The 25,311-nt window shown below is 39.3% G+C and carries 18 protein-coding genes, 5 tRNA genes and 1 pseudogene; 2 read left to right on the top strand and 22 right to left on the bottom strand.

Annotated elements, in window-relative coordinates:
• Positions 1-8: 8 nt before the first annotated feature.
• From fusA to CXF85_RS18885, 10 genes are all read right to left on the bottom strand, one after another.
• Complete coding sequence (fusA, locus tag CXF85_RS18930; protein ID WP_101230189.1) at positions 9-2,108, bottom strand: elongation factor G; 2,100 nt, start codon at positions 2,106-2,108, stop codon at positions 9-11.
• Between the two features lie 252 nt (positions 2,109-2,360).
• Complete coding sequence (gene rpsG, locus CXF85_RS18925) at positions 2,361-2,831, bottom strand: 30S ribosomal protein S7 (RefSeq protein ID WP_101230188.1); 471 nt, start codon at positions 2,829-2,831, stop codon at positions 2,361-2,363.
• 117 nt (positions 2,832-2,948) lie between these two features.
• Complete coding sequence (gene rpsL / locus CXF85_RS18920) at positions 2,949-3,323, bottom strand: 30S ribosomal protein S12 (RefSeq protein ID WP_011045492.1); 375 nt, start codon at positions 3,321-3,323, stop codon at positions 2,949-2,951.
• Between the two features lie 334 nt (positions 3,324-3,657).
• On the bottom strand, positions 3,658-7,875 hold the full coding sequence (gene rpoC, locus CXF85_RS18915; protein ID WP_101230187.1) for a DNA-directed RNA polymerase subunit beta': 4,218 nt from the start codon (positions 7,873-7,875) through the stop codon (positions 3,658-3,660).
• A 108-nt stretch (positions 7,876-7,983) separates the two neighbouring features.
• Positions 7,984-12,012, bottom strand: coding sequence for a DNA-directed RNA polymerase subunit beta (rpoB, locus tag CXF85_RS18910; RefSeq protein ID WP_101230186.1), 4,029 nt, complete (start codon positions 12,010-12,012; stop codon positions 7,984-7,986).
• Positions 12,013-12,265: 253 nt separating this feature from the next.
• A complete protein-coding gene (rplL, locus tag CXF85_RS18905) occupies positions 12,266-12,628 on the bottom strand; it encodes a 50S ribosomal protein L7/L12 (protein WP_101230185.1) in 363 nt (120 codons plus the stop codon).
• A 117-nt stretch (positions 12,629-12,745) separates the two neighbouring features.
• On the bottom strand, positions 12,746-13,240 hold the full coding sequence (rplJ, locus tag CXF85_RS18900) for a 50S ribosomal protein L10 (protein WP_101230296.1): 495 nt from the start codon (positions 13,238-13,240) through the stop codon (positions 12,746-12,748).
• 367 nt (positions 13,241-13,607) lie between these two features.
• Positions 13,608-14,306 carry a 50S ribosomal protein L1 gene (rplA, locus tag CXF85_RS18895; protein ID WP_101230184.1) on the bottom strand — a complete coding sequence of 233 codons (699 nt, stop codon included), beginning with the start codon at positions 14,304-14,306 and terminating at the stop codon, positions 13,608-13,610.
• Between the two features lie 3 nt (positions 14,307-14,309).
• Complete coding sequence (gene rplK / locus CXF85_RS18890; RefSeq protein WP_033092461.1) at positions 14,310-14,738, bottom strand: 50S ribosomal protein L11; 429 nt, start codon at positions 14,736-14,738, stop codon at positions 14,310-14,312.
• Between the two features lie 352 nt (positions 14,739-15,090).
• Positions 15,091-16,053 carry an ABC transporter substrate-binding protein gene (locus tag CXF85_RS18885; protein ID WP_101230183.1) on the bottom strand — a complete coding sequence of 321 codons (963 nt, stop codon included), beginning with the start codon at positions 16,051-16,053 and terminating at the stop codon, positions 15,091-15,093.
• A 140-nt stretch (positions 16,054-16,193) separates the two neighbouring features.
• Here CXF85_RS18885 and CXF85_RS18880 point away from each other — a divergent pair, with 140 nt between their 5' ends.
• On the top strand, positions 16,194-17,012 hold the full coding sequence (locus CXF85_RS18880; RefSeq protein WP_101230182.1) for an ion transporter: 819 nt from the start codon (positions 16,194-16,196) through the stop codon (positions 17,010-17,012).
• Between the two features lie 580 nt (positions 17,013-17,592).
• On the opposite strand, the pseudogene CXF85_RS18875 reads toward CXF85_RS18880, so the two are convergent.
• The 11 genes and pseudogenes from CXF85_RS18875 to CXF85_RS18825 all read right to left on the bottom strand — a co-directional run.
• A pseudogene (locus CXF85_RS18875) lies at positions 17,593-17,775 on the bottom strand (helix-turn-helix domain-containing protein); the annotation flags it as partial.
• Between the two features lie 124 nt (positions 17,776-17,899).
• Positions 17,900-18,487: a transcription termination/antitermination protein NusG gene (gene nusG / locus CXF85_RS18870; protein WP_101230295.1), complete on the bottom strand. Its 588-nt coding sequence runs from the start codon at positions 18,485-18,487 to the stop codon at positions 17,900-17,902.
• A gap of 17 nt (positions 18,488-18,504) precedes the next feature.
• A complete protein-coding gene (secE, locus tag CXF85_RS18865; protein ID WP_101230180.1) occupies positions 18,505-18,885 on the bottom strand; it encodes a preprotein translocase subunit SecE in 381 nt (126 codons plus the stop codon).
• A gap of 93 nt (positions 18,886-18,978) precedes the next feature.
• Positions 18,979-19,055, bottom strand: a tRNA-Trp gene (locus tag CXF85_RS18860).
• A gap of 410 nt (positions 19,056-19,465) precedes the next feature.
• Positions 19,466-20,650 (bottom strand): elongation factor Tu, encoded by a 1,185-nt coding sequence (gene tuf / locus CXF85_RS18855; protein ID WP_101230179.1) that lies wholly within the window; start codon positions 20,648-20,650, stop codon positions 19,466-19,468.
• An 80-nt stretch (positions 20,651-20,730) separates the two neighbouring features.
• A tRNA-Thr gene (locus CXF85_RS18850) sits at positions 20,731-20,806 on the bottom strand.
• A gap of 16 nt (positions 20,807-20,822) precedes the next feature.
• Positions 20,823-20,896, bottom strand: a tRNA-Gly gene (locus tag CXF85_RS18845).
• Between the two features lie 64 nt (positions 20,897-20,960).
• Positions 20,961-21,045, bottom strand: a tRNA-Tyr gene (locus CXF85_RS18840).
• 59 nt (positions 21,046-21,104) lie between these two features.
• A tRNA-Thr gene (locus tag CXF85_RS18835) sits at positions 21,105-21,180 on the bottom strand.
• Between the two features lie 276 nt (positions 21,181-21,456).
• Positions 21,457-22,140: a DUF2726 domain-containing protein gene (locus CXF85_RS18830; protein WP_101230178.1), complete on the bottom strand. Its 684-nt coding sequence runs from the start codon at positions 22,138-22,140 to the stop codon at positions 21,457-21,459.
• Between the two features lie 238 nt (positions 22,141-22,378).
• The gene (locus tag CXF85_RS18825) at positions 22,379-23,023 is read right to left on the bottom strand and encodes a dUTP diphosphatase (RefSeq protein ID WP_101230294.1); all 645 of its coding nucleotides are present in this window, start codon (positions 23,021-23,023) and stop codon (positions 22,379-22,381) included.
• Between the two features lie 184 nt (positions 23,024-23,207).
• On the opposite strand from CXF85_RS18825, the gene CXF85_RS18820 reads away from it, so the two are divergent.
• Positions 23,208-24,092, top strand: coding sequence for a sensor domain-containing diguanylate cyclase (locus CXF85_RS18820; RefSeq protein WP_101230177.1), 885 nt, complete (start codon positions 23,208-23,210; stop codon positions 24,090-24,092).
• A 43-nt stretch (positions 24,093-24,135) separates the two neighbouring features.
• Here CXF85_RS18820 and CXF85_RS18815 read toward each other — a convergent pair whose 3' ends face one another.
• On the bottom strand, positions 24,136-25,170 hold the full coding sequence (locus tag CXF85_RS18815; protein WP_101230176.1) for a GlxA family transcriptional regulator: 1,035 nt from the start codon (positions 25,168-25,170) through the stop codon (positions 24,136-24,138).
• Positions 25,171-25,311 lie beyond the last annotated feature (141 nt).

The following is a 25,311-nucleotide window of genomic DNA, read 5'->3' as shown; positions in this document are numbered from 1 at the left end:
TGGATGCTCTAACGAGTTTCCATAATTTTTTGTGCTACCATTTTCGGCGCTTCATTATACTGCTGAAACTCCATAGAGTAAGATGCACGGCCTTGAGTAGCACTACGCAAGTCGGTAGCATAACCGAACATTTCGGCTAATGGTACCAATGCATTTACAATTTTCAATCCGGCAGGACCTTCATCCATACCATCAATCATTCCGCGTCGACGATTTAAGTCACCTACAACATCACCCATATTGGCATCTGGTGTAGTAACTTCAACTTTCATCATCGGTTCTAAAATAACAGGGTTCGCTTCTAGCGCACCTTTTCTAAAGCCCATTGAAGCAGCTACTTTAAATGCTATCTCGTTAGAGTCAACATCATGGAAAGAGCCGTCATACAAGGTGACTTTAATATCTAATAATGGATAACCGGCTAAAACACCGCTGTCCATTTGATCTCTACAGCCTTTTTCTACTGCAGGTATAAATTCTTTTGGTACTGTACCGCCAACGATTTCGTTAAAGAACTCAAAACCAGCGCCTTCTTCATTTGGTTCCATTTTCAACCAAACATGGCCAAATTGACCTTTACCGCCTGATTGACGTATAAATTTACCTTCAACTTCAACCGTACCACGAATAGTTTCTCGGTAAGATACTTGCGGATTACCAACGTTACACTCAACACCAAATTCACGCTTCATACGTTCAACAAGGATATCTAAGTGTAGTTCACCCATACCCGAGATGATGGTCTGTCCAGTTTCGTCGTCAGTTGCCACTCTGAACGAAGGATCTTCTGCGGCAAGTTTACCTAAAGCAACACCCATTTTCTCTTGTGCTGCTAGCGTTCTTGGCTCTACCGCAACTGAAATTACCGGTTCAGGAAATTCCATTCGCTCTAGTGTGATAACATTTTTGATATCACATAAAGTATCACCCGTAGTGACATCTTTCAAACCAATTGCTGCGGCTATATCACCCGCGCGAACTTCTTTAATCTCTTGTCTGTCGTTGGCATGCATTTGTACAATGCGGCCAAAGCGCTCTTTTTTACCCTTTACTGGGTTGTAAACACTATCACCTGTTTGCACTACACCGGAATATACACGGAAGAATGTCAGGGTACCAACAAATGGGTCTGTTGCTATTTTGAAAGCAAGCGCTGCAAAAGGTTCATCATCATCAGCAGAGCGAGTACCTTCGGTTTCATCTTTATCATCATTAATACCAGTAATCGCGGCAACTTCTGTCGGCGAAGGTAGGTATTCAACAACGGCATCAAGCACTGCTTGTACACCCTTATTTTTAAAGGCACTACCACAACTACACAAGATAATTTCATTAGCCAGTGTACGTGCACGTAAACCTAGTTTAATCTCTTCTTCGGTTAAATCACCTTCTTCAAGGTACTTATCCATTAATTCTTCATTGGCTTCTGCCGCTTCTGAAATTAAATTTTCACGCCATTCTTCAGCCATCTCTTGCATATTTGCAGGAATCTCTTCATAGCTGAACGTCATGCCCTGATCACTTTCGTTCCAGTTAATGGCCTTCATTTTAATCAGGTCAACAACACCTTCAAACTCGTCTTCTGCACCGATAGCTAAATGAATAGGTACTGCATTTGCACCTAGACGAGTTTTAAGCTGCTCAACAACATACAAGAAGTCTGCGCCGGTTCTGTCCATTTTATTGACAAAAACGATGCGAGGCACTGCATATTTTTCCATTTGACGCCAAACTGTTTCAGTTTGCGGCTGAACACCTGACGAACCACATAGCACAAGTACAGCACCATCAAGAACACGTAAAGAACGTTCAACTTCAATAGTAAAATCAACGTGACCTGGCGTATCAATGATATTGATACGATGATCATCAAATTGACCTTCCATACCTTTCCAGAAACAAGTTGTTGCTGCTGAAGTTATGGTAATACCGCGTTCTTGCTCTTGTTCCATCCAGTCCATAGTGGCCGCGCCATCATGCACTTCACCAATTTTATGAGATAGACCTGTATAGAATAGTACGCGCTCTGTAGTCGTCGTCTTACCTGCATCAACATGCGCACAGATACCAATATTACGGTAGCGCTCTATAGGGGTGATACGGGCCAAGATGAAATCCTCTTACTATTGCTGGTCAATACAACAAACAATATATGTTAAATGTTATTAAGTAAGTATTTATTAGTGAGTTAGATTAAAACCCAAACACTTAATTAATAAGACTTTTATTAATTATCCGAACCGATAAAAGTACAAGTCCGTAAAAATGAGTATGGCTAGCAAGAGAAACTCTTGCTAGCCATGTATCTACCTTTGAGTAAAACCCAAAAGTAGATAATACAATCAGTCAATACTGCTAGTTTACCAGCGGTAGTGAGCGAATGCTTTGTTAGCGTCAGCCATACGGTGAACGTCTTCACGTTTCTTAACCGCTGAACCTTTGCTGTCAGACGCATCTAACATTTCGTTAGCTAGGCGCTGAGCCATTGATTTTTCACCACGTTTACGAGCTGCTTCAACTAACCAACGCATGGCTAGAGCATTACGACGCACTGGACGTACTTCAACTGGAACTTGATAAGTAGAACCACCAACACGACGAGATTTAACTTCGACAGATGGGCGGATGTTATCTAAAGCTTCTTCGAAAAGCTCTAACTGAGGCTTTTCAGATTTGTCAGCTAAAATATCTAATGCACCGTAAACAATTTTTTCGGCAGTAGATTTCTTACCATCAACCATAAGGATGTTGATGAATTTTGCTAAAAGTTCGTTATGGAACTTAGGATCTGGCAATATTTTACGTTGCCCAACGACGCGTCTTCTTGGCATCTTAATTCTCCGTAGTATTCAGGATAAATCCAAAATATATAAATTTTAAAAATTTCTTAATTTGGCCTTACTTAACGTTTTTATCTTTTATCTATCAAGTAGATAAAGGATGGAAACTTAAGATTTAGGTCGTTTAGCACCGTATTTAGAACGGCCTTGTCTTCTATCGCTTACACCAGAACAATCTAGTGCGCCACGAACAGTGTGATAACGCACACCTGGTAAATCTTTAACACGACCACCACGGATTAAAATCACGCTATGCTCTTGTAAGTTGTGACCTTCACCACCGATGTATGAAGTTACTTCGAAGCCGTTAGTTAAACGAACACGAGCTACTTTACGTAAAGCTGAGTTAGGTTTTTTTGGTGTAGTAGTATACACACGAGTACAAACGCCACGACGTTGTGGACAAGCTTGTAACGCTGGAACGTTACTTTTTGTTACTTGTCTAACACGTGGTTTGCGTACTAGTTGGTTAATAGTTGCCATTATAGCTCCTGATTAGTTGTTACCAAGGAAAGTAGCCTTGATAAATAATTGCGTAAACTTTAAATCAATGGGAAAAGTTTACCCGCTCGTAATATTTTTACCTTATTCTGACTCAATAAAAGCATGAATTTCATCACACCTTTTGCATTACGCACATTGAGTACAGAATACAAGGTCGCGAAATTCTATAGGTCAATCATTGAGCTGTCAAGGTTTAACTGCTTTAGGCCGAATGATCTTGCCTTAAAAGCAAAAAACCGCGCCCTTTACAAGGCACGGTTTTATAATAACGCTTTACTATAGGGAATAGCGGGCTATTCCCTATAACGGGTTACTAATTATTACCTGACAGTAAATCACCGTTTAAGGCATCCATAAGGGCCTTTTCTGCATCATCAGCTGATACAGTAGTGTCTACTTTTTCTTTCGCTTTAGCTTTCGCTTTAGCACGTTCTTGATGGTAAGAATAACCGGTACCTGCTGGTATTAAACGACCAACGATAACGTTTTCTTTCAAGCCACGAAGACCATCTTTCTTACCAGCTACTGCGGCTTCTGTAAGCACACGTGTAGTTTCTTGGAAAGAGGCTGCTGAGATGAATGATTCAGTTGCAAGAGATGCTTTAGTAATACCCATCATCTGCATTTCATATTCAGCTGGTTGCTTACCTTCAGCTTCAAGTTCACGGTTTGAGATATTAACTCGCGCCACTTCAACTTGCTCGCCTTTAAGGAAGGTAGAATCACCTGCATCAAGAATTTCACACTTACGGATCATTTGACGTACGATAACTTCAATGTGCTTATCGTTAATCTTAACACCCTGTAGACGGTAAACTTCTTGTACTTCGTTAACAATGTAGTTAGCTACTGGAGCAACACCACGTAAACGCAAGATATCATGTGGAGATTCAGGACCATCGGCAATAACTTCACCTTTGATTACTGGCTCACCTTCATAGATATTCAATAAACGCGTTTTCGGGATCATCTCTTCGTAAACTTCACCGCTAGGCTGAGTAATCAATAAGCGTACTTTACCTTTGGTTTCTTTACCGAAAGCAACAACACCTGTTTTCTCTGCAAGAATCGCAGGAAGTTTAGGTTTACGCGCTTCAAATAAATCAGCTACACGTGGAAGACCACCGGTAATATCACGAGTCTTTGAACTTGCTTGTGGTATACGAGCTAGTGCATCACCAACGCCAACATCCGCGCCATCTTCAAGATTAACAATCGCATTACCTGGTAAGTAATAAAGTGCTGGTATTTCAGTACCAGCAATCATTACTTCATTGCCTTTCGCATCTACAAGTTTCAATGCTGGACGCATTTCTTTACCGGTAGTATTACGTTGTGCAGCATCAGTAATAACGATACTTGATAAACCTGTTAACTCATCAGTTTGGCGAACCATAGTTATGCCATCTGCAAGATCAACGAATTGAACCTTACCAGCAACTTCTGTGATAATAGGGTGAGTATGCGGGTCCCAATTAGCGATAGTATCGCCAGAGGTAACTGCTTGACCGTCATTTTTAGAAAGTACAGAACCGTAAGGTACTTTATAACGTTCTTTCTCACGACCCATTTCATCAATGATAGTTAACTCTGATGAACGTGACGTAATTACAAGATGCTTCTCTGAATTTGTTACAAACTTAGCGTTTTGTAATTTCAAAGTACCTGTATTTTTAACTTGTACGCTGTTTTCAGCAGTAGCACGAGATGCAGCACCACCGATATGGAACGTACGCATTGTAAGCTGTGTACCAGGTTCACCGATTGATTGTGCAGCAACTACACCAATAGCTTCACCTTGGTTGATCATATGACCACGGGCCAAATCACGACCGTAACAGTTAGCACAAATACCAAAGTCAGTTTTACAGGTAATGATTGAGCGTACTTTAATTTGATCAACTGAATTTTCTTCAATTACATCACAAAGTGCTTCATCAATCAGTGTATTACGTGGAAGAAGTACTGTTTCTGTGCCTGGGATAAGTACATCATCACAAACAACACGGCCAAGAACTCGTTCACGTAAAGGTTCAACAACATCACCACCTTCAATCAATGGTGTCATTAGTAAACCGTCATGTGTACCACAGTCATGGTTTGTTACCACTAAATCTTGTGCAACATCAACTAAACGACGCGTTAAGTAACCCGAGTTAGCTGTTTTAAGTGCTGTATCGGCAAGACCTTTACGCGCACCATGAGTTGAGATGAAGTATTGTAATACAGTCAGACCTTCACGGAAGTTAGCTTTGATTGGTGTTTCGATGATTGAACCATCTGGTTTAGCCATCAAACCACGCATACCAGCTAATTGACGAATCTGTGCAGCACTACCACGAGCACCTGAATCAGCCATCATAAAGATAGAGTTAAAAGAGTCTTGCTCTTCTAATACACCATCTTTGTTCATAACCATTTCTTTCGATAAGTTATCCATCATTGCTTTCGAAACTTTTTCGTTCGCAGACGACCAAATATCGATTACTTTGTTGTATTTTTCACCGGCAGTTACTAGGCCTTGCTCAAACTGTGCTTGAATTTCAGCTACTTCAGCTTCTGATTCTTCTACAATCGTGTACTTAGCTTCTGGAATAACCATATCATCAATACCAACAGAACAACCTGCAATCATTGCATAATGGAAGCCTGTGTACATGATTTGGTCAGCAAAGATAACCGTTTCTTTCAAACCTAAATTACGGTAAGAATGGTTAATCAATTTAGAAATTGGCTTTTTACCAAGTGGTTTGTCAATTAAGTCATAAGGTAAGCCCTTAGGACATACTTGCCACATAATTGCGCGACCAACGGTAGTATCACGTAATTTAGTTACTGGTTCCCATTCACCGTCAGCATTTTTAACGTGCTCAGTAATACGAACCTTAATGCGAGCATGAAGTTCAGCTACACCAGTACGGTAAGCCTTTTCTACTTCTTTCTCGTCAGTGAAGTACATGCCTTCACCTAAACCATTGATACGGAATCTTGTTAGGTAATATAAACCTAATACAACATCCTGTGATGGTACGATGATTGGTTCACCGTTAGCTGGTGCTAGTACGTTATTCGTTGACATCATCAACGTACGTGCTTCCATTTGTGCTTCGATTGTCAACGGTACGTGTACCGCCATTTGGTCACCATCGAAATCGGCATTGTATGCCGCACAAACTAGTGGATGAAGGTGAATTGCTTTACCTTCAATCAACACAGGTTCAAAAGCTTGGATACCCAATCTATGAAGTGTTGGTGCACGGTTAAGCATTACTGGATGTTCACGGATTACTTCATCAAGTACATCCCAAACTTCAGCGCCTTCACGTTCAACTAATTTCTTAGCCGCTTTAATTGTAGTAGCTAAACCACGACGCTCTAAAAGACCGTAGATAAATGGTTTGAATAACTCAAGTGCCATTTTCTTAGGTAAACCACACTGATGTAGTTTAAGCGTTGGACCAACCGTGATTACAGAACGACCAGAATAATCAACTCGCTTACCTAGTAAATTCTGACGGAAACGACCTTGCTTACCTTTAATCATATCGGCAAGAGATTTAAGAGGACGTTTGTTAGAACCAGTAATAGCGCGACCACGACGACCGTTATCTAAAAGTGCATCAACAGATTCTTGTAACATACGTTTTTCGTTACGTACGATAATATCTGGAGCAACTAAGTCTAGAAGACGTTTTAGACGGTTGTTACGGTTAATAACACGACGGTATAGATCGTTAAGATCTGAAGTCGCGAAACGACCACCATCTAGTGGTACTAATGGACGTAAATCTGGCGGTAAAATTGGTAGAACATTCATAATCATCCACTCAGGCTTGTTGCCTGAAGCAGCGAATGCTTCCATTAATTTTAAACGCTTAGTGATTTTTTTACGTTTAGTTTCACTACCGATTTCTGGTAATTCTTCACGCATTTGCGCTACTTCACCATCAAGATCGATTTGTTGTAGTAAAGCTAATACAGCTTCAGCACCCATTAGGGCGTCGAATTCATCACCGTGCTCTTCTAACGCGTCAAGATATTCTTCTTCCGTTAGAATTTGGCTTTTTTCTAATGTTGTTAAACCAGGTTCAGTTACAACATATGATTCAAAATAAAGCACTCGCTCGATATCACGTAACGTCATATCAAGTAATAAACCAATACGTGATGGTAATGATTTTAAGAACCAAATGTGAGCCACTGGACTTGCTAATTCGATATGACCCATACGGTCACGACGAACTTTAGTCAATGTAACTTCAACGCCACATTTTTCACAGATAACACCACGATGCTTTAAGCGCTTGTATTTGCCACAAAGACATTCATAGTCTTTTACTGGACCAAAAATACGTGCACAGAATAAACCGTCACGTTCTGGCTTAAAAGTACGGTAGTTAATGGTTTCTGGCTTTTTAACTTCACCAAATGACCAAGAACGCATCAAATCTGGTGATGCTAAGCCGATGCGAATACCATCGAAATCTTCGGTTTGATTCTGTTGCTTAAGAAACTTAAGTAAATCTTTCACACACTTCTCCTGTCGGAGTTAAACTTTGAGAAGAAGGCAAAATCATTTGCCTTCTTCGCTGACCGGCTTATCCATCAGGATAAGCTCAGCTGACTTATGGCTTAATACCTAGTCTTTGTCCAACTCGATGTTAATACCTAACGAGCGGATTTCTTTCAACAATACGTTGAATGACTCAGGAATGCCCGGTTCCATGCGATGATCACCATCAACTAAGTTTTTATACATCTTAGTACGACCGTTAACATCATCAGACTTAACTGTAAGCATTTCTTGTAGGGTATAAGCAGCACCGTATGCTTCTAATGCCCAAACTTCCATCTCACCGAAACGCTGACCACCGAACTGAGCTTTACCACCTAGTGGTTGCTGAGTTACTAGTGAGTAAGAACCAGTTGAACGAGCATGCATCTTGTCATCAACTAAATGGTTCAGTTTTAACATATACATATAACCAACAGTAACAGGACGCTCAAACTCACGACCGGTACGGCCATCTGTAAGTACGAACTGACCACTTTGTGGCATATCTGCAAGTGTAAATAGCTCTTTGATTTCTTTCTCTGCAGCGCCATCAAATGCTGGTGTAGCAATTGGTAAACCGGCACGTAAATTACCCGCTAAGCGCATAACTTCGTCATCAGAGAAACTAGCAACATCAACGACTTGACGAGACTCACCTACATTGTAAACATCTTGAATGAAGTTACGTAGTTTATGAATTTCTTGTTGTGCTTCTAGCATACGGTTGATCTTTTCACCGATACCGCGACACGCCATACCTAAGTGAGTTTCTAAGATCTGACCAATGTTCATACGTGACGGAACACCTAACGGGTTCAATACGATATCAACTGGTACACCGTGCTCATCGTATGGCATATCTTCAACAGGTACTACGTTTGAAATAACACCCTTGTTACCATGACGACCAGCCATTTTATCACCTGGCTGTATGTGACGTTTAACGGCTAAGTAAACCTTAACAATCTTTAATACGCCTGGTTGTAAGTCATCACCTTGAGTGATCTTACGACGTTTAACTTCAAACTTCTTATCAAAGTCTTGCTTGATATTGTCAAATTGCTCAGCAATTTGCTCAAGTTCAGCTTGTTGACCTTCATCAGATAAGTTTTGTGTTAACCACTTGTCACGAGACATAGACATTAAGTCAGACTCATTAAGACCAGTAGATAACAACAATTTCTTAGTACGTGCGTAAATACCATCTTCTAAAATGCTTAATTCATCGCCAAGATCTTTCTTAACTTCTTTAAGTTGCATTTGTTCAATTTCTACAGCACGAGCATCTTTTTCAACACCGTCGCGTGTAAATATTTGAACATCGATGATAGTACCTTTAACAGAGTTAGGTACACGTAATGAACTATCTTTAACGTCAGCAGCTTTCTCACCGAAAATTGCTCGTAGTAGTTTTTCTTCTGGTGTAAGTTGTGTTTCACCTTTAGGTGTGACTTTACCAACTAAGATATCTCCACCATTTACTTCAGCACCAATATAAACAACACCAGCTTCATCTAATTTAGATAATGCTGATTCACCTACGTTTGGAATATCTGCAGTAATTTCTTCACTACCCAATTTAGTATCACGTGCAATACACGTTAACTCTTGGATATGAATAGTAGTAAATCTATCTTCAATAGCAACACGTTCAGATAACAACATTGAATCTTCGAAGTTGTAACCATTCCACGGCATAAATGCGATACGCATGTTTTGACCTAAAGCCAACTCACCCATATCTGTTGAAGGACCATCGGCTAATACATCACCACGTACAACAGGTTCACCCATACGACACACTGGACGTTGGTTGATACAAGTATTTTGGTTAGAACGCGTGTATTTAGTTAAGTTATAAATATCAATACCGGCTTCACCAGCATGCATTTCATTTTCGTTAACTTTTACAACAATGCGTGATGCATCAACATAGCTTACTACGCCGCCACGTTTGGCAACTGCAGTAACACCTGAATCAACAGCTACTACTTTTTCCATACCCGTACCAACAAGCGGTTTATCAACTCGTAAAGTAGGTACAGCTTGACGTTGCATGTTAGAACCCATCAAGGCTCTGTTAGCATCATCGTGTTCAAGGAATGGAATAAGTGACGCCGCAACAGAAATAATTTGTTGTGGAGAAACATCCATATATTGAACTTCAGCAGAAGATTTCAACGTAAATTCATTTCTGTGACGACAGTTAACTAACTCTTCAGTTAACATATTTTTATCATCACTTTGAGCATTTGCCTGAGCGATAACAAAGTTACCCTCTTCAATTGCTGAAAGATAATCGATGTCATCAGTAACCAAACCGTCAATAACTTTGCGGTAAGGTGTTTCTAAGAAACCGTAATCATTGGTACGTGCGTAACATGAAAGCGAGTTGATCAAACCAATGTTTGGACCCTCTGGCGTTTCGATTGGACAAACACGACCGTAATGCGTTGGATGTACATCTCGTACTTCAAAACCAGCACGTTCACGTGTCAAACCACCCGGCCCTAAGGCTGAGATACGACGTTTATGTGTTACTTCTGATAACGGGTTGTTCTGATCCATAAACTGTGACAATTGTGATGAGCCAAAGAACTCTTTCACTGCCGCAGAAATTGGCTTAGCGTTGATTAGATCTTGTGGCATGATTGCATCTAAGTCACCAAGACTTAAACGTTCACGTACCGCACGTTCAACACGAACAAGACCAACACGGAATTGGTTTTCAGCCATTTCGCCAACAGAGCGAATACGACGGTTACCTAAGTGATCGATATCATCAACTTCGCCTTTACCGTCACGAATGCCGATTAAGGTTTTCATTACTGAAATAATGTCTTCTTTAGACAAGATACCAGTACCAACATCATCTGCGTTGCCAACACGACGGTTGAACTTCATACGACCTACTTTAGATAAGTCGTAACGCTCTGATGCGAAGAATAAGTTGTTAAACAACGTTTCTGCCGCATCTTTTGTTGGTGGCTCGCCTGGACGCATCATGCGGTATACTTCAACTAACGCTTCTAACTTGTTAGTTGAACCATCTACACGAAGAGTGTCAGACATGTATGAACCAACATCGAATTCGTTCATGTATAAAGTAGATAATACTTTATGGCCCGCTTGGCTAAGCTCGGCTAATAATTCTAACGTGATTTCGGCATTTGCTTCAGCAATTACTTCACCCGTAGATTTGTCGATGTAAGCTTTTGATAAAACACGACCAACAATGTACTCTGCTGGTACGTCTAGTTTCTCAATTTTAGCTTTAGATAAAGCGCGAATATGACGTGCCGTAATACGACGACCAGATTCAACTAATACTTCACCTTTTTTGATAGAAATATCAAAAATAGCTGTTTCACCACGAAGACGTTCAGGGATAAGATCCATGACTAACTTATCACCTTTAATGGTGTATTCAGTTGTGTCATAGAACATCGCCAGAATTTCTTCAGTAGAATATTCTAGTGCGCGTAAAATGATTGACGCTGGTAATTTACGGCGTCTATCTATACGTACAAATAAGTTATCTTTTGGATCAAATTCAAAGTCTAACCATGAACCGCGGTAAGGAATAACGCGTGCGTTATATAATACTTTACCCGATGAGTGAGTTTTACCTTTATCGTGATCAAAGAATACACCAGGTGAACGGTGTAATTGTGAAACGATAACACGCTCAGTACCATTGATTACGAAAGTACCGTTATCTGTCATCAACGGGATTTCGCCCATGTACACTTCTTGCTCTTTGATATCTTTAACAGTACCTGCTGCGGCTTCTTTATCGTAAACCACTAAGCGTAATTTTACGCGTAATGGTGCAGAATAAGTCACACCACGAATTTGACATTCTTTAACGTCAAATAATGGTTCACCTAAACGATAGCTAACATATTGTAATTCTGAGCTACCTGAATAAGCTTTAATCGGGAAAATAGAACGAAAAGCAGCCTCTAGACCGGTTTCACCTGTTGCGTCAATATCAATAAACTTGCGGAAAGAATCGAGTTGAATGGACAACAAGAATGGATATTCCATTACTTGTGCACTTTTACCAAAGTCCTTTCTAATTCGCTTTTTCTCAAAGTATGAGTAAGCCATGGGGTTCCTCAGCTTGCTGGTTATGGCCAAATCTGCCTACTGAGCAAAGCTCAGTTAGACAGGTTATGCTGTAATATTTACGTCTAAATATTACTAGATTATTTTCTAATAATTAGAAAATTACCTAAACGCTTAATAATGCTTTGTTAAGAAATAAAAACATTTATTTCTTAACAACAAAAGCGCAAAAAGGCCGGTGACGTTTAAATCACCAGCCATGCCTTTTCAGGCAAATAATCTGTTTAAAAACAGATTATTTGATCTCAACAGAAGCACCAGCTTCTTCAAGAAGTGTCTTAAGCGCTTCAGCTTCAGCTTTATCTACAGCTTCTTTGATTGCTTTAGGAGCAGATTCAACTAAATCTTTAGCTTCTTTAAGGCCTAAACCTGTAGCGCCACGAACTGCTTTGATTACTGCAACTTTCTTCTCACCGAAGCTAGTCATAACAACGTCAAATTCAGTTTGTTCTTCAGCAGCTTCAGCTGGACCAGCTGCAGCAACTGCTGCAGAAGCAGATACGCCAAATTTTTCTTCCATTGCTTCGATTAAAGCAACAACGTCCATTACTGACATTTCAGCAACTGCGTTTAAGATATCGTCTTTAGAAATAGACATTTTAAATTTCCTGTTTTTTAATAAACAGCCTTATATAAAGATATAATATGCTGTTTTGAATAACTATAATTACAAAAAGTGCTTTTATTGCGTTTACCTGGGTAAACAAAAAATAAATTAAGCTGCTTCTTGTTCTTTCTGATCGCGTATAGCAGCAAACGTGCGGGCTAATTTGCCTGCAGATGCTTCTTTCATAACGCTCATCAAACGTGAAATCGCTTCGTCGTAAGTAGGTAGCTTCGCTAACATATTTACGTCTACTGCGTTACCTTCAAATGCAGCTGCTTTTAATTCAAATTTTTCGTTAGCTTTAGCGAAATCTGTGAATAAACGTGCAGCAGCACCTGGGTGATCACTTGAAAAAGCAATTAATGAAGGTCCTTTGAATACGTCAGCAACGCATTCAAATTCAGTACCTTCTACTGCACGACGTGCTAATGTGTTACGGACAACTTTCATCCATACGCCATTTTCACGTGCTTGCTTACGCAATACAGTAATTGCTTCAACTGTAACACCACGGGCATCCGCGATTACAACTGAGTGAGCGCCATTAGCAGCTTCTTGAACTTCAGCAACAATTGCTTTTTTGTCATCAAGATTGATAGCCATTGGCTTTAACTCCTGGTTCAGACCGGTAAAAAGTACCGGCATTTACAATCCTTAGCTACTAATTACTTACTAGCTAAGCCATAACGGCGAGGACCAGAAAAATCTAGGAAATATCTGGGTAATCACCATCTACGTAGGATAAATTAAGCAATTATATCAGAAGACATAACTGCACCTACGGTCTTGGACGGGGGTTGTGTATTTATCAGACTTCACTCAATTTTACTCGAATGAATAGGTCTAAAAACAGCACAACTCCTACCAAAATTTAAGGGGCGAAATTATAGATTATAATTTTGCCCTTGTAAAGATTCAATACACAAAACTTTACTCAACAATATTTACAGGTAATAAATTACCAGTAATATTAAGCTTGAGTTAGCGTTGCTTGGTTGACGACAACGCCGGCACCCATAGTTGTAGAAAGAGAAACTTTCTTCAAGTATTGACCTTTAGCATTTGCTGGTTTTGCTTTTTTAAGCGCTTCTAGCAAAGACTCTAAGTTTTCTTGCAAGTGTGCAGGTTCGAAATCAGCCTTACCAATAGTAGTATGGATGATACCGTTCTTGTCGTTGCGGTAACGGATCTGACCAGACTTAGCGTTTTTAACAGCGCCAGCTACGTCAGGAGTTACTGTACCAACTTTAGGGTTAGGCATTAAACCACGAGGGCCTAAGATTTGACCTAGTTGACCAACAACACGCATTGCATCTGGAGAAGCAATAACAACGTCGAAGTTCATTTCGCCAGCTTTTACAAGCGCAGCTAAATCTTCCATACCAACGATGTCAGCACCAGCTGCTTTAGCTTTCTCTGCGTTTTCGCCTTGCGTAAATACTGCAACACGTACTTCACGACCAGTACCGTTTGGTAATACCGTAGCACCACGAACGTTTTGATCTGATTTACGTGCATCAATACCAAGATTTACAGCAACATCTACGCTTTCACGGAAGTTAGCTGTAGCAAATTCTTTTAATAAAGAAACTGCTTCATTGATATCATATTCTTTTGTTACGTCTACTTTTTCACGGATAAGACGAGCGCGTTTTGATAATTTAGCCATTGATTAGTCCTCTACCACTAAACCCATTGAACGAGCAGAGCCCGCAATGGTACGCACTGCAGCTTCAAGAGAACCAGCAGTTAAATCAGGTTCTTTTGTCTTAACAATTTCTTCAAGTTGAGCTGTAGTAACAGTGCCAACTTTTTCAGTGTTAGGACGGCCAGAGCCGCTTTTTATGCCAGCTGCTTTTTTCAATAAGAAAGAAGCAGGTGGAGTTTTTGTTTCGAAAGTAAACGAACGGTCACTATATACAGTAATTACTACTGGAACCGGAGCGCCTTTTTCTAAAGAATCTGTTTTCGCGTTGAACGCTTTACAGAATTCCATGATGTTAACACCATGTTGACCTAATGCAGGACCAACTGGTGGTGACGGGTTAGCTGCACCAGCAGCTACTTGTAGCTTGATTAAAGCTTGGACTTTCTTAGCCATTTTAAAATACCTTGTGTTTGGGTAATTAACGCAAATCATTTAACGCCAAGGTGGAATTCACCACTTATCGCAAACTTTTTGCTTCCCTGTTTACAAAATTCACTTTAAAAACAGTTGTTTTCACAACCTATTAGAGCTTATTTCGTGCGCGCTAAAAATAAGCGGCAGCGGATTATATATTAACCAGCCAATTCATTACAAGATCTTTATTCTATTGAGGGAATTTAAAGCAGAAGCCCGATAATATTTGATGCTAGCTATGAGCAATACTATCGGACTATTTGATTACGCACTTTGTGAGAATTAATCCGTTTGATATAAGAACCGCTAATCGCAGCTTAAATTTTATCTGTCACTTTACCCAATTGATTGTTTTCTTCAGCTCATTGGGGATAACTAACTTGTGTTTTGCTAATTCTGTTTTGCTGAAGATAAAGCGACCTTTTTTGGCTACTTGTGGCCGTATATTTATAACCTTTTTACCGGCAATGATTTGATTAAGTATTTGTGCTGCAGAATACCCTTGCTGGTAACCTTCTATCACTAAACCACCAATGGCTTTATTTTCACCGATAGAAAAATCCCAAAAACCAAAAACTGGTACTAAACTATGTGCACTTGTCCACTCTATCACTTGGCTTGCACTGACGATGTTACCTTGCTCATCAAGCATAGTCTGATACAAGCCAAGAATAATAAAATCAATTTCATTATTCTTGGCTTTCCTAACCTTCTGTTGCCATAGTGAATATTGAGTGATCTGATCAACTTCTATAGATATTCCCCCAAGCTTCATGACATTGCTTGTTTTAAATTCCATACTGACTGCCGCACTTGAGGATGGACTAGCGTCAAATAACACCAACACTTTATCAACATGTTCAAATAATTTATTCAGGTATATGATTGAACGTTTGAGTAAGGGCCTTTCTAGTACCCCGGTAATATTGTTCGCTTGATATAGCTCATAATTCCGCGGGTTATTGTTAATACCTAAATACACTACAGGTGTATTGGTATGCTTTAACCTAGGTCCTAAATATTTCAGTGCATTGTCATCACCTAACACTACAATGTCAGGCTTGATCGATAAATATTTCTGCCATGCATGATCGGCCATTTGTGCATGTTTATCTTTTGGTAGGCGTTTAGTATCCATTTGAAAATAGCTGAAGTTATGGGTTCCCGATAGATTCTCCGTAATGCCTTTCTTATATTCAATATCCCACTGAAAATTTTCGTGATAGCTTTCAATGATAAAAATGTTTTCACCGTTCGCAACAAAAGGCATCATCACAGTAAATAGAATATGCATAGACAATAACGCCCATTGGTTTTATACATACCCACCTCTTTCTGGTTACACTTATATACATAATAGTAGCAGTTTTTCTCTTGAATCTAGCGGGACAACCCATATTTTATACTTTGGTTTTATCAACATTGGTGATCACATTGTCGTCTATTAGTAAGCAGGACTCTCCATTACAAAAATTCATTGAAAGTAAGGTATTTCAAAACTTTCTTATTTTTCTTATTCTTTTTAATGCAGTGACTCTTGGCTTGGAAACTACTCAGTTTGGTAAAGCCAACGCCGATACTCTTCATATAATCGACATCACAATTTTGGTGTTTTTCTCTATAGAACTACTTTTAAAATTAGTCGTTTATCAGAAAGATTTTTTCCGCTCAGGCTGGAATTGGTTCGACTTCATCATTGTTGCCATTTCTTGGGTACCAACAAGCGGTGCTTTATCAGTATTACGAGCTTTTAGAATACTACGGGTATTACGATTACTTTCTGTGGTGCCGCAAATGCGTCGTGTAATTGGCGCACTGGGCCATTCACTGCCCGGCATGGCTTCAGTAGTAGGTGTATTAAGTATTATATTTTATGTCTCAGCAGTACTTACCACTAAAATATTTGGCAGTCATAGCGACGCTAATATGCAAGAATGGTTTGGTAGCATTGGTGCCTCGGCTTATACTTTATTTCAGGTAATGACATTAGAAAGTTGGTCCATGGGCATAGTCCGTCCAACGATGGAGTTATTTCCACTCTCTTGGATTTTCTTTCTCCCATTTATTATCATTACTAGCTTCGCAGTGCTTAATTTATTTATTGGTATCATCGTTGATGCAATGCAAGTGATGCATGAAGAAGAAGGTAAGCCTAAGCAAGTCATAGCGACTAAAGAAGATATGCTAATACTTGAAGCAAAAATAGATAAGCTTAATCAGTTACTACAGAGTAAAGCTGATGATACTCAATAATTTTATGAATGAACTGTTCACTTACTGATGAGATTACTCTCATCTGCCAAGTATTAGCATATGGTCACAATTAACCAATAGTTGATGTTAAAATTATAACTTTAACATCACGGTAAAAAGCACGACATTTACCCCGTTTTATATCATTTCATTAAGATAATACTGCTTGTTAAAATTGCACTTATCTCAGCTTGTAGTAGTAAAATTCCGCTTCAAAGTAACACGTATAACTCCATTATCAGCAGCGGCGATTCGGAGTGGATAAAATACTTACCAAGTGAGCATGTTATACGGTTTTGGTGTTAATAACCCACCTCATGCTATAAGTGCAGGGACTATGTTAAACGGGGATATTTCAAACGGTATATCAGCGCAACATAAGTCCAGAGGGACGCAATATCACTTGAGCTCAAGGACCTGACGAAAACAATAACCGCTGAGTTGATCAATGGCTATAAAATTCCAACGGGTATTTATTAGCCATGACAGCAATGTCTGAATAATTTCCCTCCACGGTCTAAGCCTTATAATTTAGTCCGTCACTTTTTTTAACGAAACCATAAGGATAAAGATCCCCCTATTAAAGGGGCGAAGGCGCCTTAATACTTTTTCTAAATTGTTTGGGCGTATTGCCTTTTATCATGAGAAAGCGTCTGTTGAAGTTAGAGATATTATTAAAGCCACACTGATCACTAATAACCGAAATTAAAGCATTAGTATGTATTAACAACTTACAGGCTTTACCAATACGTGATTGTAATATTTTCCTATCATTTTACTCTGCTTTGAAAACAAAGATCCGCTAATCACAATGAATATAGAACGACAGAAACAAAAAACGCCTGCACAAGGCAAGCGTTTTATATCAAATGAATAGTGGTGGCTAATTAGCTACCCTTTTCAACTTGACCAAATTCTAAATCAACTGGCGTTGAACGACCGAAGATAAGTACTGATACCTTGATACGGTTTTTCTCGTAATCAAGCTCTTCAACCACACCACTAAAGTCAACAAACGGTCCGTCAATAACACGGATAACTTCACCTGGCTCAAATAATGTCTTAGGCTTAGGCTTATCTGTTTCTTCAAGACGCTGTAAAATACGATCCGCTTCTTTTTGGGTAATTGGTGCAGGACGATCACTCGTACCACCAATAAAACCAAGAACACGCGGTACGCTTTTCACTAAATGCCAAGCATCAACATCCATTTCCATTTGCACTAAAACGTACCCAGGAAAGAACTTACGTGAACTTTTACGCTTTTGACCAGCGCGCATTTCTATTACTTCTTCAGTAGGAACTAAAATCTCACCAAACTTATCTTCTAAGCCGTGAATTCCAATATGCTCAAGTAATGTTTTTTGAACGCGACCTTCATAACCTGAAAATGCTTGTACTACGTACCAACGCAATTTCGGATTTAAATTTACTTTCTTTTCTTCGCCTTCAGGAGAGATACTTTCTTCTGACATATTTTCTTCAGACATAACTAAACCTGCATACCTGTAACTAAACCAACTAACCAGAAAAGAACGGAGTCTAATCCCCAAAGTAGTAATGACATCAATAAAGTCACTACTAACACAATACCTGTTGTTTGTACGGCTTCTTGACGTGTTGGCCAAACAACTTTACGTACTTCAGTACGCGCTTCTTTTGCAAATATAGCGGCATTACGACCTTTTTCAGTTTGTAATGCGATTAAACCAGCAACACCAACCATTACTACAACTGCAACGGCTCTAATTAATACTGATTCTTCACCGTAAACGTAATTACCCGCAACAGCACCAGCTAAAAGTAAGAATATAACTCCCCACTTTACTGTATCGAAAGAACTGCTTGGTTGCTCTTCTGTACTTGCATTCATAATTCTATTCCGTATTTATATACTTTCTAATAACACGACTTGTGTATAACAAGCCGCTACAACATACGTAAATTTACCTATGTTTACTCAAAATGGCAGGGGTGGAGAGACTCGAACTCCCAACCATCGGTTTTGGAGACCGCTGTTCTACCAATTGGAACTACACCCCTACAGGTTGCATATAAAGCAACAGTTACACTCATCAGGTGAATCTTAGTTTTTAGGGAAATAAGAGATACTCGAGAAGTGAGGCGTTATTATACTCAGCCCAGTGTTTTACTCAAGAAGTATTTGTGATATTGCGCAAGATTAGCTACTTATTGTTATACATAGCAAGTAATAAAGATAAAGCGGTTAATATAAAAACAGTTGATGCCGGTTCAGGTAGCTTCGGAATAACCAATAAAGCACAGTTACCTCACAAGTCACTCCGACTTTCACTTACTTAGCACCATCATTGTTAAATTTCAGACACAAAAAAGGCCGCGTTAGCGACCTTCTTTATTCAGTATTATTTCTAATATGAATTTGTGTTTTAACCGATGATTTAGTAAATAACTAAATCGATGTTAAAGACAAATTAAGACATAATTTTAGAAACAACACCAGCACCAACAGTACGACCACCTTCACGGATAGCGAAGCGTAAACCTTCATCCATCGCTACTGGGTTGATTAGCTCAACAACAAACTTAAGGTTGTCGCCAGGCATTACCATTTCAACACCTTCAGGAAGCTCTACAGCACCTGTGATATCTGTTGTACGGAAGTAAAACTGTGGACGGTATCCTTTGAAGAATGGAGTATGACGACCACCTTCATCTTTCGAAAGAACATAAACTTCAGATTCGAATTTAGTGTGTGGTAAAATTGAACCAGGAGCACATAGTACTTGACCACGTTCAACATCTTCACGCTTAAGACCACGTAGAAGAACACCACAGTTCTCGCCAGCACGACCTTCGTCAAGAAGCTTACGGAACATTTCAACACCAGTACAAGTTGATTTTTGTGTATCACGGATACCAACAACTTCTACTTCTTCACCAATTCTGATGATACCACGTTCAACACGACCAGTAACAACAGTACCACGACCTGAGATTGAGAATACATCTTCGATAGGCATGATGAATGCTCCGTCGATTGCACGCTCTGGCTCTGGAATGTAAGTATCTAATGCATCAGCAAGCTCAATGATTTTCGCTTCCCATGCTTCATTGCCTTGAAGAGCGCCTAAAGCTGAACCTTGAATTACTGGTAAATCATCACCAGGGAAATCATATTCAGAAAGAAGTTCACGAACTTCCATTTCTACTAGCTCTAACAATTCTTCATCATCAACAACATCACATTTGTTCATGAAAACGATAATGAAAGGAACACCAACTTGGCGAGACAATAAGATGTGCTCACGTGTTTGTGGCATAGGACCATCTGTAGCAGCAACTACTAAGATAGCGCCATCCATTTGTGCAGCACCAGTGATCATATTTTTGATATAATCGGCGTGACCAGGACAATCTACGTGTGCATAGTGACGTGCAGCTGTATCGTATTCGATGTGAGAAGTATTGATTGTAATACCACGTTCACGTTCTTCAGGAGCGTTATCGATTTGTGCGAAATCTTTAACTTCACCACCGTGAACTTTAGTTAATACCGCAGAGATAGCGGCTGTTAAAGTAGTTTTACCGTGATCAACGTGTCCAATAGTACCAACATTTACATGTGGTTTATTACGTTCAAATTTTTCTTTAGCCATTGTAAGATACCTCTGGGTATAGTAATTATTTACTGTTTAAGTTTGATATTTAATTTGAGATAGGATAGATAATCTAGGAATGGTGCTGATAGGCAGATTCGAACTGCCGACCTCACCCTTACCAAGGGTGCGCTCTACCAACTGAGCCATATCAGCATTCATATACAAAGATTGGAGCGGGCGGCGAGAATCGAACTCGCAGCTTTAGCTTGGAAGGCTAAGGTATTACCACTATACGACGCCCGCGTTTTCTATCAGATATCTCTTTTTTTGATTTATGCTTATTTCACAATAAGTATTAATCGAAAGATGGTGGAGGGAGGTGGATTCGAACCACCGAAGGCTGAGCCGTCAGATTTACAGTCTGATCCCTTTGGCCACTCGGGAACCCCTCCACTTAAGCCTATACCTTTTCCAAGGTACCTTATAAAAGCTATGCTTAAATAAGTATTAATGGTGCCGACTGCCGGAATCGAACTGGCGACCTACTGATTACAAGTCAGTTGCTCTACCAACTGAGCTAAGTCGGCACTACATTAAGTGGTGCGAATTCTAGTGTAATGTTTTGCCCCTTGCAATAGCTAAATTCAAATATTTTGCACTTTTTTCATCTTTATTGTTTGTTTGATGGTTTTTTATTCAAGGGATGGTTGTTTTTACGGCTCAGCTGCATATTACTCTTACCTAAAGTAAAAAATCCGACATTAAACAATGTCGGATTTTTAATTTCATTCTGTTATTTCAGGATTAAGGCATGCGACGTTAGCTCATTTATTCTATTTTTCTTTGAATACTAGTGTTATTGCCTAGTGAGATAACGATGTTGCTGGCATGCCGCCTAATTGCCCTGCTGACATTTGTGGCATTATAGGTGTTTGTTGCTCAACTTGCGCTCTAGCTGCCGCGGCAGTCATTGCGCCAACTGATTTATTTCTTGCTCTGACCATAGGGGCTGGAATGATCCGCCCTTTCACTTTCGGTTGAGGAGCAAAGTTAGCCGCTGATTTACCTAAGAGACGAGTATGAATACAAGATCTAATTTCTTCTAAGGTGTAATTGGCTTTTACTTTAATACGAAGATGAGGAATTGAAGCAGCTTCCAAGCTACCACTAACAAACCAATCTTTCTTAATTTTATAACCTCGGCCCTGTGTATCAACTAAATCAATGGCGCCAAGTAACTTCATGCTACTACGATCGCAAATGACAAAATCCAGATATTTGGTTTCAGCACTTTTTGCAGCGGTTTGACTTGCACGACTTGATACACCATTACGTATAGTAACCACATCACTTAGTCTGACACGATTTAACACACGATATTTTGCACCTAGTGCTTGTTCAACAAGATTTTGAAAGTTTTTTTCTGCGGGAGTAAAAATGGCCTTCTTACTATCAAAAGGAAAAGGAAAGCTATTATCGTTTAAACGACTTGCTAACACGGCAACAATTACCACTAAGGTGATCAATGTAAATAATATCAGTTCCATATACTTCTCCGACGATTCAAATTCTTGACGCTTTCTCTATCTCAGAGAATAAACGTACTAGTTAACTTGAATTAAGCAGAATGTGTGCCAATGATCGTTATTATGAGGATATTTGTGGAGCGGGGGTTTATTGGCTTTACTTATGTTGAGTTGAGATTAACCGTAATGCGGATTTAAGATATAGGTACAGCATCTTAATACTGCACCCATATTATTTACTTATATATAGTATAACTATTTAAGCCGGGTATTTTTCTTCTAACGCTTTATACAATTGCTGTTGAAAGTCATCTGCACCGGTATCTAAAGTAGTGACAAGTTTTGCTAACACTTCGTTATCTTCTTCACCGTGCCATTCTTTAATATAACTACCTTCTTTATAGCCATGATCTTGACGGAAAAAGTTTAGTGTGTTTTTGCCAACATATTGTCTGAATAGTTCATCCAGATCCATATTCATTAACGACATACAATCTGCTAACGCTTTAGCATCAAAAGCTTTGCCTGTAACAGCTGCAGACGCTAAATTTTCTAGCGCTATTTTAAAGTCGCTTTCTGCTGTACCTTGGTGTAATTCTTTAGCAAGTACACTGGCGATTGAGTCAGCGCTATCACCTGACATTAAACGTAAACTCAAACCAAAATGAAAAATATCAACCAGTTCTAATTGTACTTGAGCGATGTCAATCTCTTGATGTTTCCACCACTTCCAACCGTGATGATCTAACATCTCTGCACATTCAACCCAAATTGCACGATACCACTCATAACCATTGTCACGCCATGTATCGCTAACACGACTGTTCATCGCATCTTGCATGATTAGCATTTGGCTAATTTGTTTTTCGGCTATAGAGAGTGCGGTTGATAGTTTTTCGCTCATGTTTTTCTCAAATAATAATGTTAGAACCGTTATTTTGCCGTAGCTGATAGCTTGTGACAAGTAATAGCTGTTTGTTTTGCTTAAAGAGCAAGTTTATGGGTATATTAGTGGGATAAAAATAGTTTTATTTTTAGTTCGTTTATCCTAACAAAATAATCAAACGAATAGAATCAGGGACGGTTACATGAAAAATTTGGATAATAACTTATTACTCACCTCCGTCATCAACCTAATTGATGACTTAATTTTTTACAAAGATAAAAATTTTAAATATATTGGCTGTAATACTGCCTTCCTAAATTTTATTGATAAAACCTATGATGAACTCATTGGTCTAGATGATTATGAAATTTTTAGTCATGATACGGCCAACCTATTCAGACAAAACGACAAACTCATGCTCGCTGAAGGTGACGTCAGAACTAACGAAGAGTGGGTAACCTATCCTGATAACAATGAGGTCTATCTTTTAACTAAAAAAATACCTTTCGTTTATGATGGCACTAACACCGGTATTTTAGGTATCAGTCGGGATATCACCTCATTAGAAAAAGCCAATCAAAAATTACAGGAACAAACGTTACTCGATGAACTAACACGAGTAAAAAATAGAAAAGCCTATAATCTTAAAATCAAATCCTTACTTGCTGTTTTTAATCGCTACCAAACGCCCTTCTCTATTATCAGCATAGATATTGATGACTTTAAAAAAATCAATGACAGTTTTGGCCATGATGTTGGCGATACTGTATTGCGTAATTTTGGTGCATTACTCGAAAATAATATTAGAGAAACAGATCATCTATTTAGAATTGGTGGGGAAGAGTTTGTCATTTTATCGGAATCAAAAACTAAAGTTGATGCGATTAAGTTGGCTGAAAAATTAAGATTGACCGTTGCAAGTAAGACATTAGTTGCAGATATTAATATCACCATTAGTTTAGGGATTTGTGAAGTAACCCAAGGCGATTGCCCCAACTCTCTTGCTAAACGAGTTGATACTTTGCTTTATGAGGCAAAAACACATGGAAAAAATATTGTGACTTATCATTCATTAATACAAGCATAACATGTCCTTTTTATAATCAAGCCTGCTCTTAATGCTCTCTACTTTAACTAAACAACTTTTTCCTCACCATAGCGCGATAAGCTTTCGGTGTTAAACTCAAATCCTTTTTAAAAAGGCGCGTTAAGTGTCCTTGGTCTTGATAACCCACCTGATCAGCTATTTCTTGAATGGTTAAGTTACTTGATGCCAGTAACTCCTTTGCGGTCTCTATTCTTAACTGTTGCCAATATTGCGTTGCCCTAACACCCGTCGCGGCTTTGAATCGACGAGTAAAGGAACGTTGACTCATCCCAAATTGCTTAGCAATCTCAGTTAGTGTTAATTCCGTATTTAAATGCGTGCGTAACCAAAACTGGATTTCAGCAATCAATTCATCAGCATGCCTATCGCCCGCACCTTCTAAATAACGCTGTTCTTCATAAGGCTTACGAATTTCATGGGAAAAATTTCGCTCTACATTTTGTGCTGCTGCTTTACCATAATGCTGGGCTATAAGATGAACAATAATATCGGCCAAGGCATTCAAACTAGCAGCGCAATATATACGCTCAGATTGGGTAATAAAAAAATCGGGTTTTAAATCAACTTTAGGATAATCTCTTTTGAATTGTTCGACGTAATGCCAATGCGTTGTCGCTGAATGGTTATCTAACAAACCCGACTCTGCTAAAAAGCATACTCCGGTACCAACACCTATTAAGGTACTGCCCTGCTGCCAGCAATGTTTTAGCCAAGCGACTAGTTTTTGATGACTTTTAAGCACCGGTCGAGGATTACGCCACAAACTCGGGACAATAATGATATCAGGGAGTATCGAGCTAACAGATGATTCACTATCAAGGGTGATATCAGCAACCATAGTAATGCCTGCTCGAGATTTTATACTGTCCGAAGATTCACTCAGAAATTGCGTGTTCAGCCTCAATACTGATTTATCATAACGCCTAGCAAATGCCTCTCCCGCGAGTAACATTTCTACCGGTAAGGTAACACCTGTAGCCAAAACGTGAGGATAAATCAGTAAGTTCACCGTTAGCTTATCGACTGAATTATATTTTTTTATTAACTTATTTGGCATCACTTCCTCTTTACGCGTCACTTTTGGCCATTATTACACATCATAAGGCCATTTTAGCTTATTATTATTTTAAGGAGTCATTAGAATAGATAGCATCTGATGCATTATTACCATTTTGCAGCTATTCAAATTCTTTAAGTG

This window comes from Colwellia sp. 75C3, assembly GCF_002836255.1.
GTDB lineage: Bacteria > Pseudomonadota > Gammaproteobacteria > Enterobacterales > Alteromonadaceae > Colwellia.
Note: the sequence above shows the minus strand (reverse complement) of the source record. Positions and strands in the feature narration are given on the sequence as shown.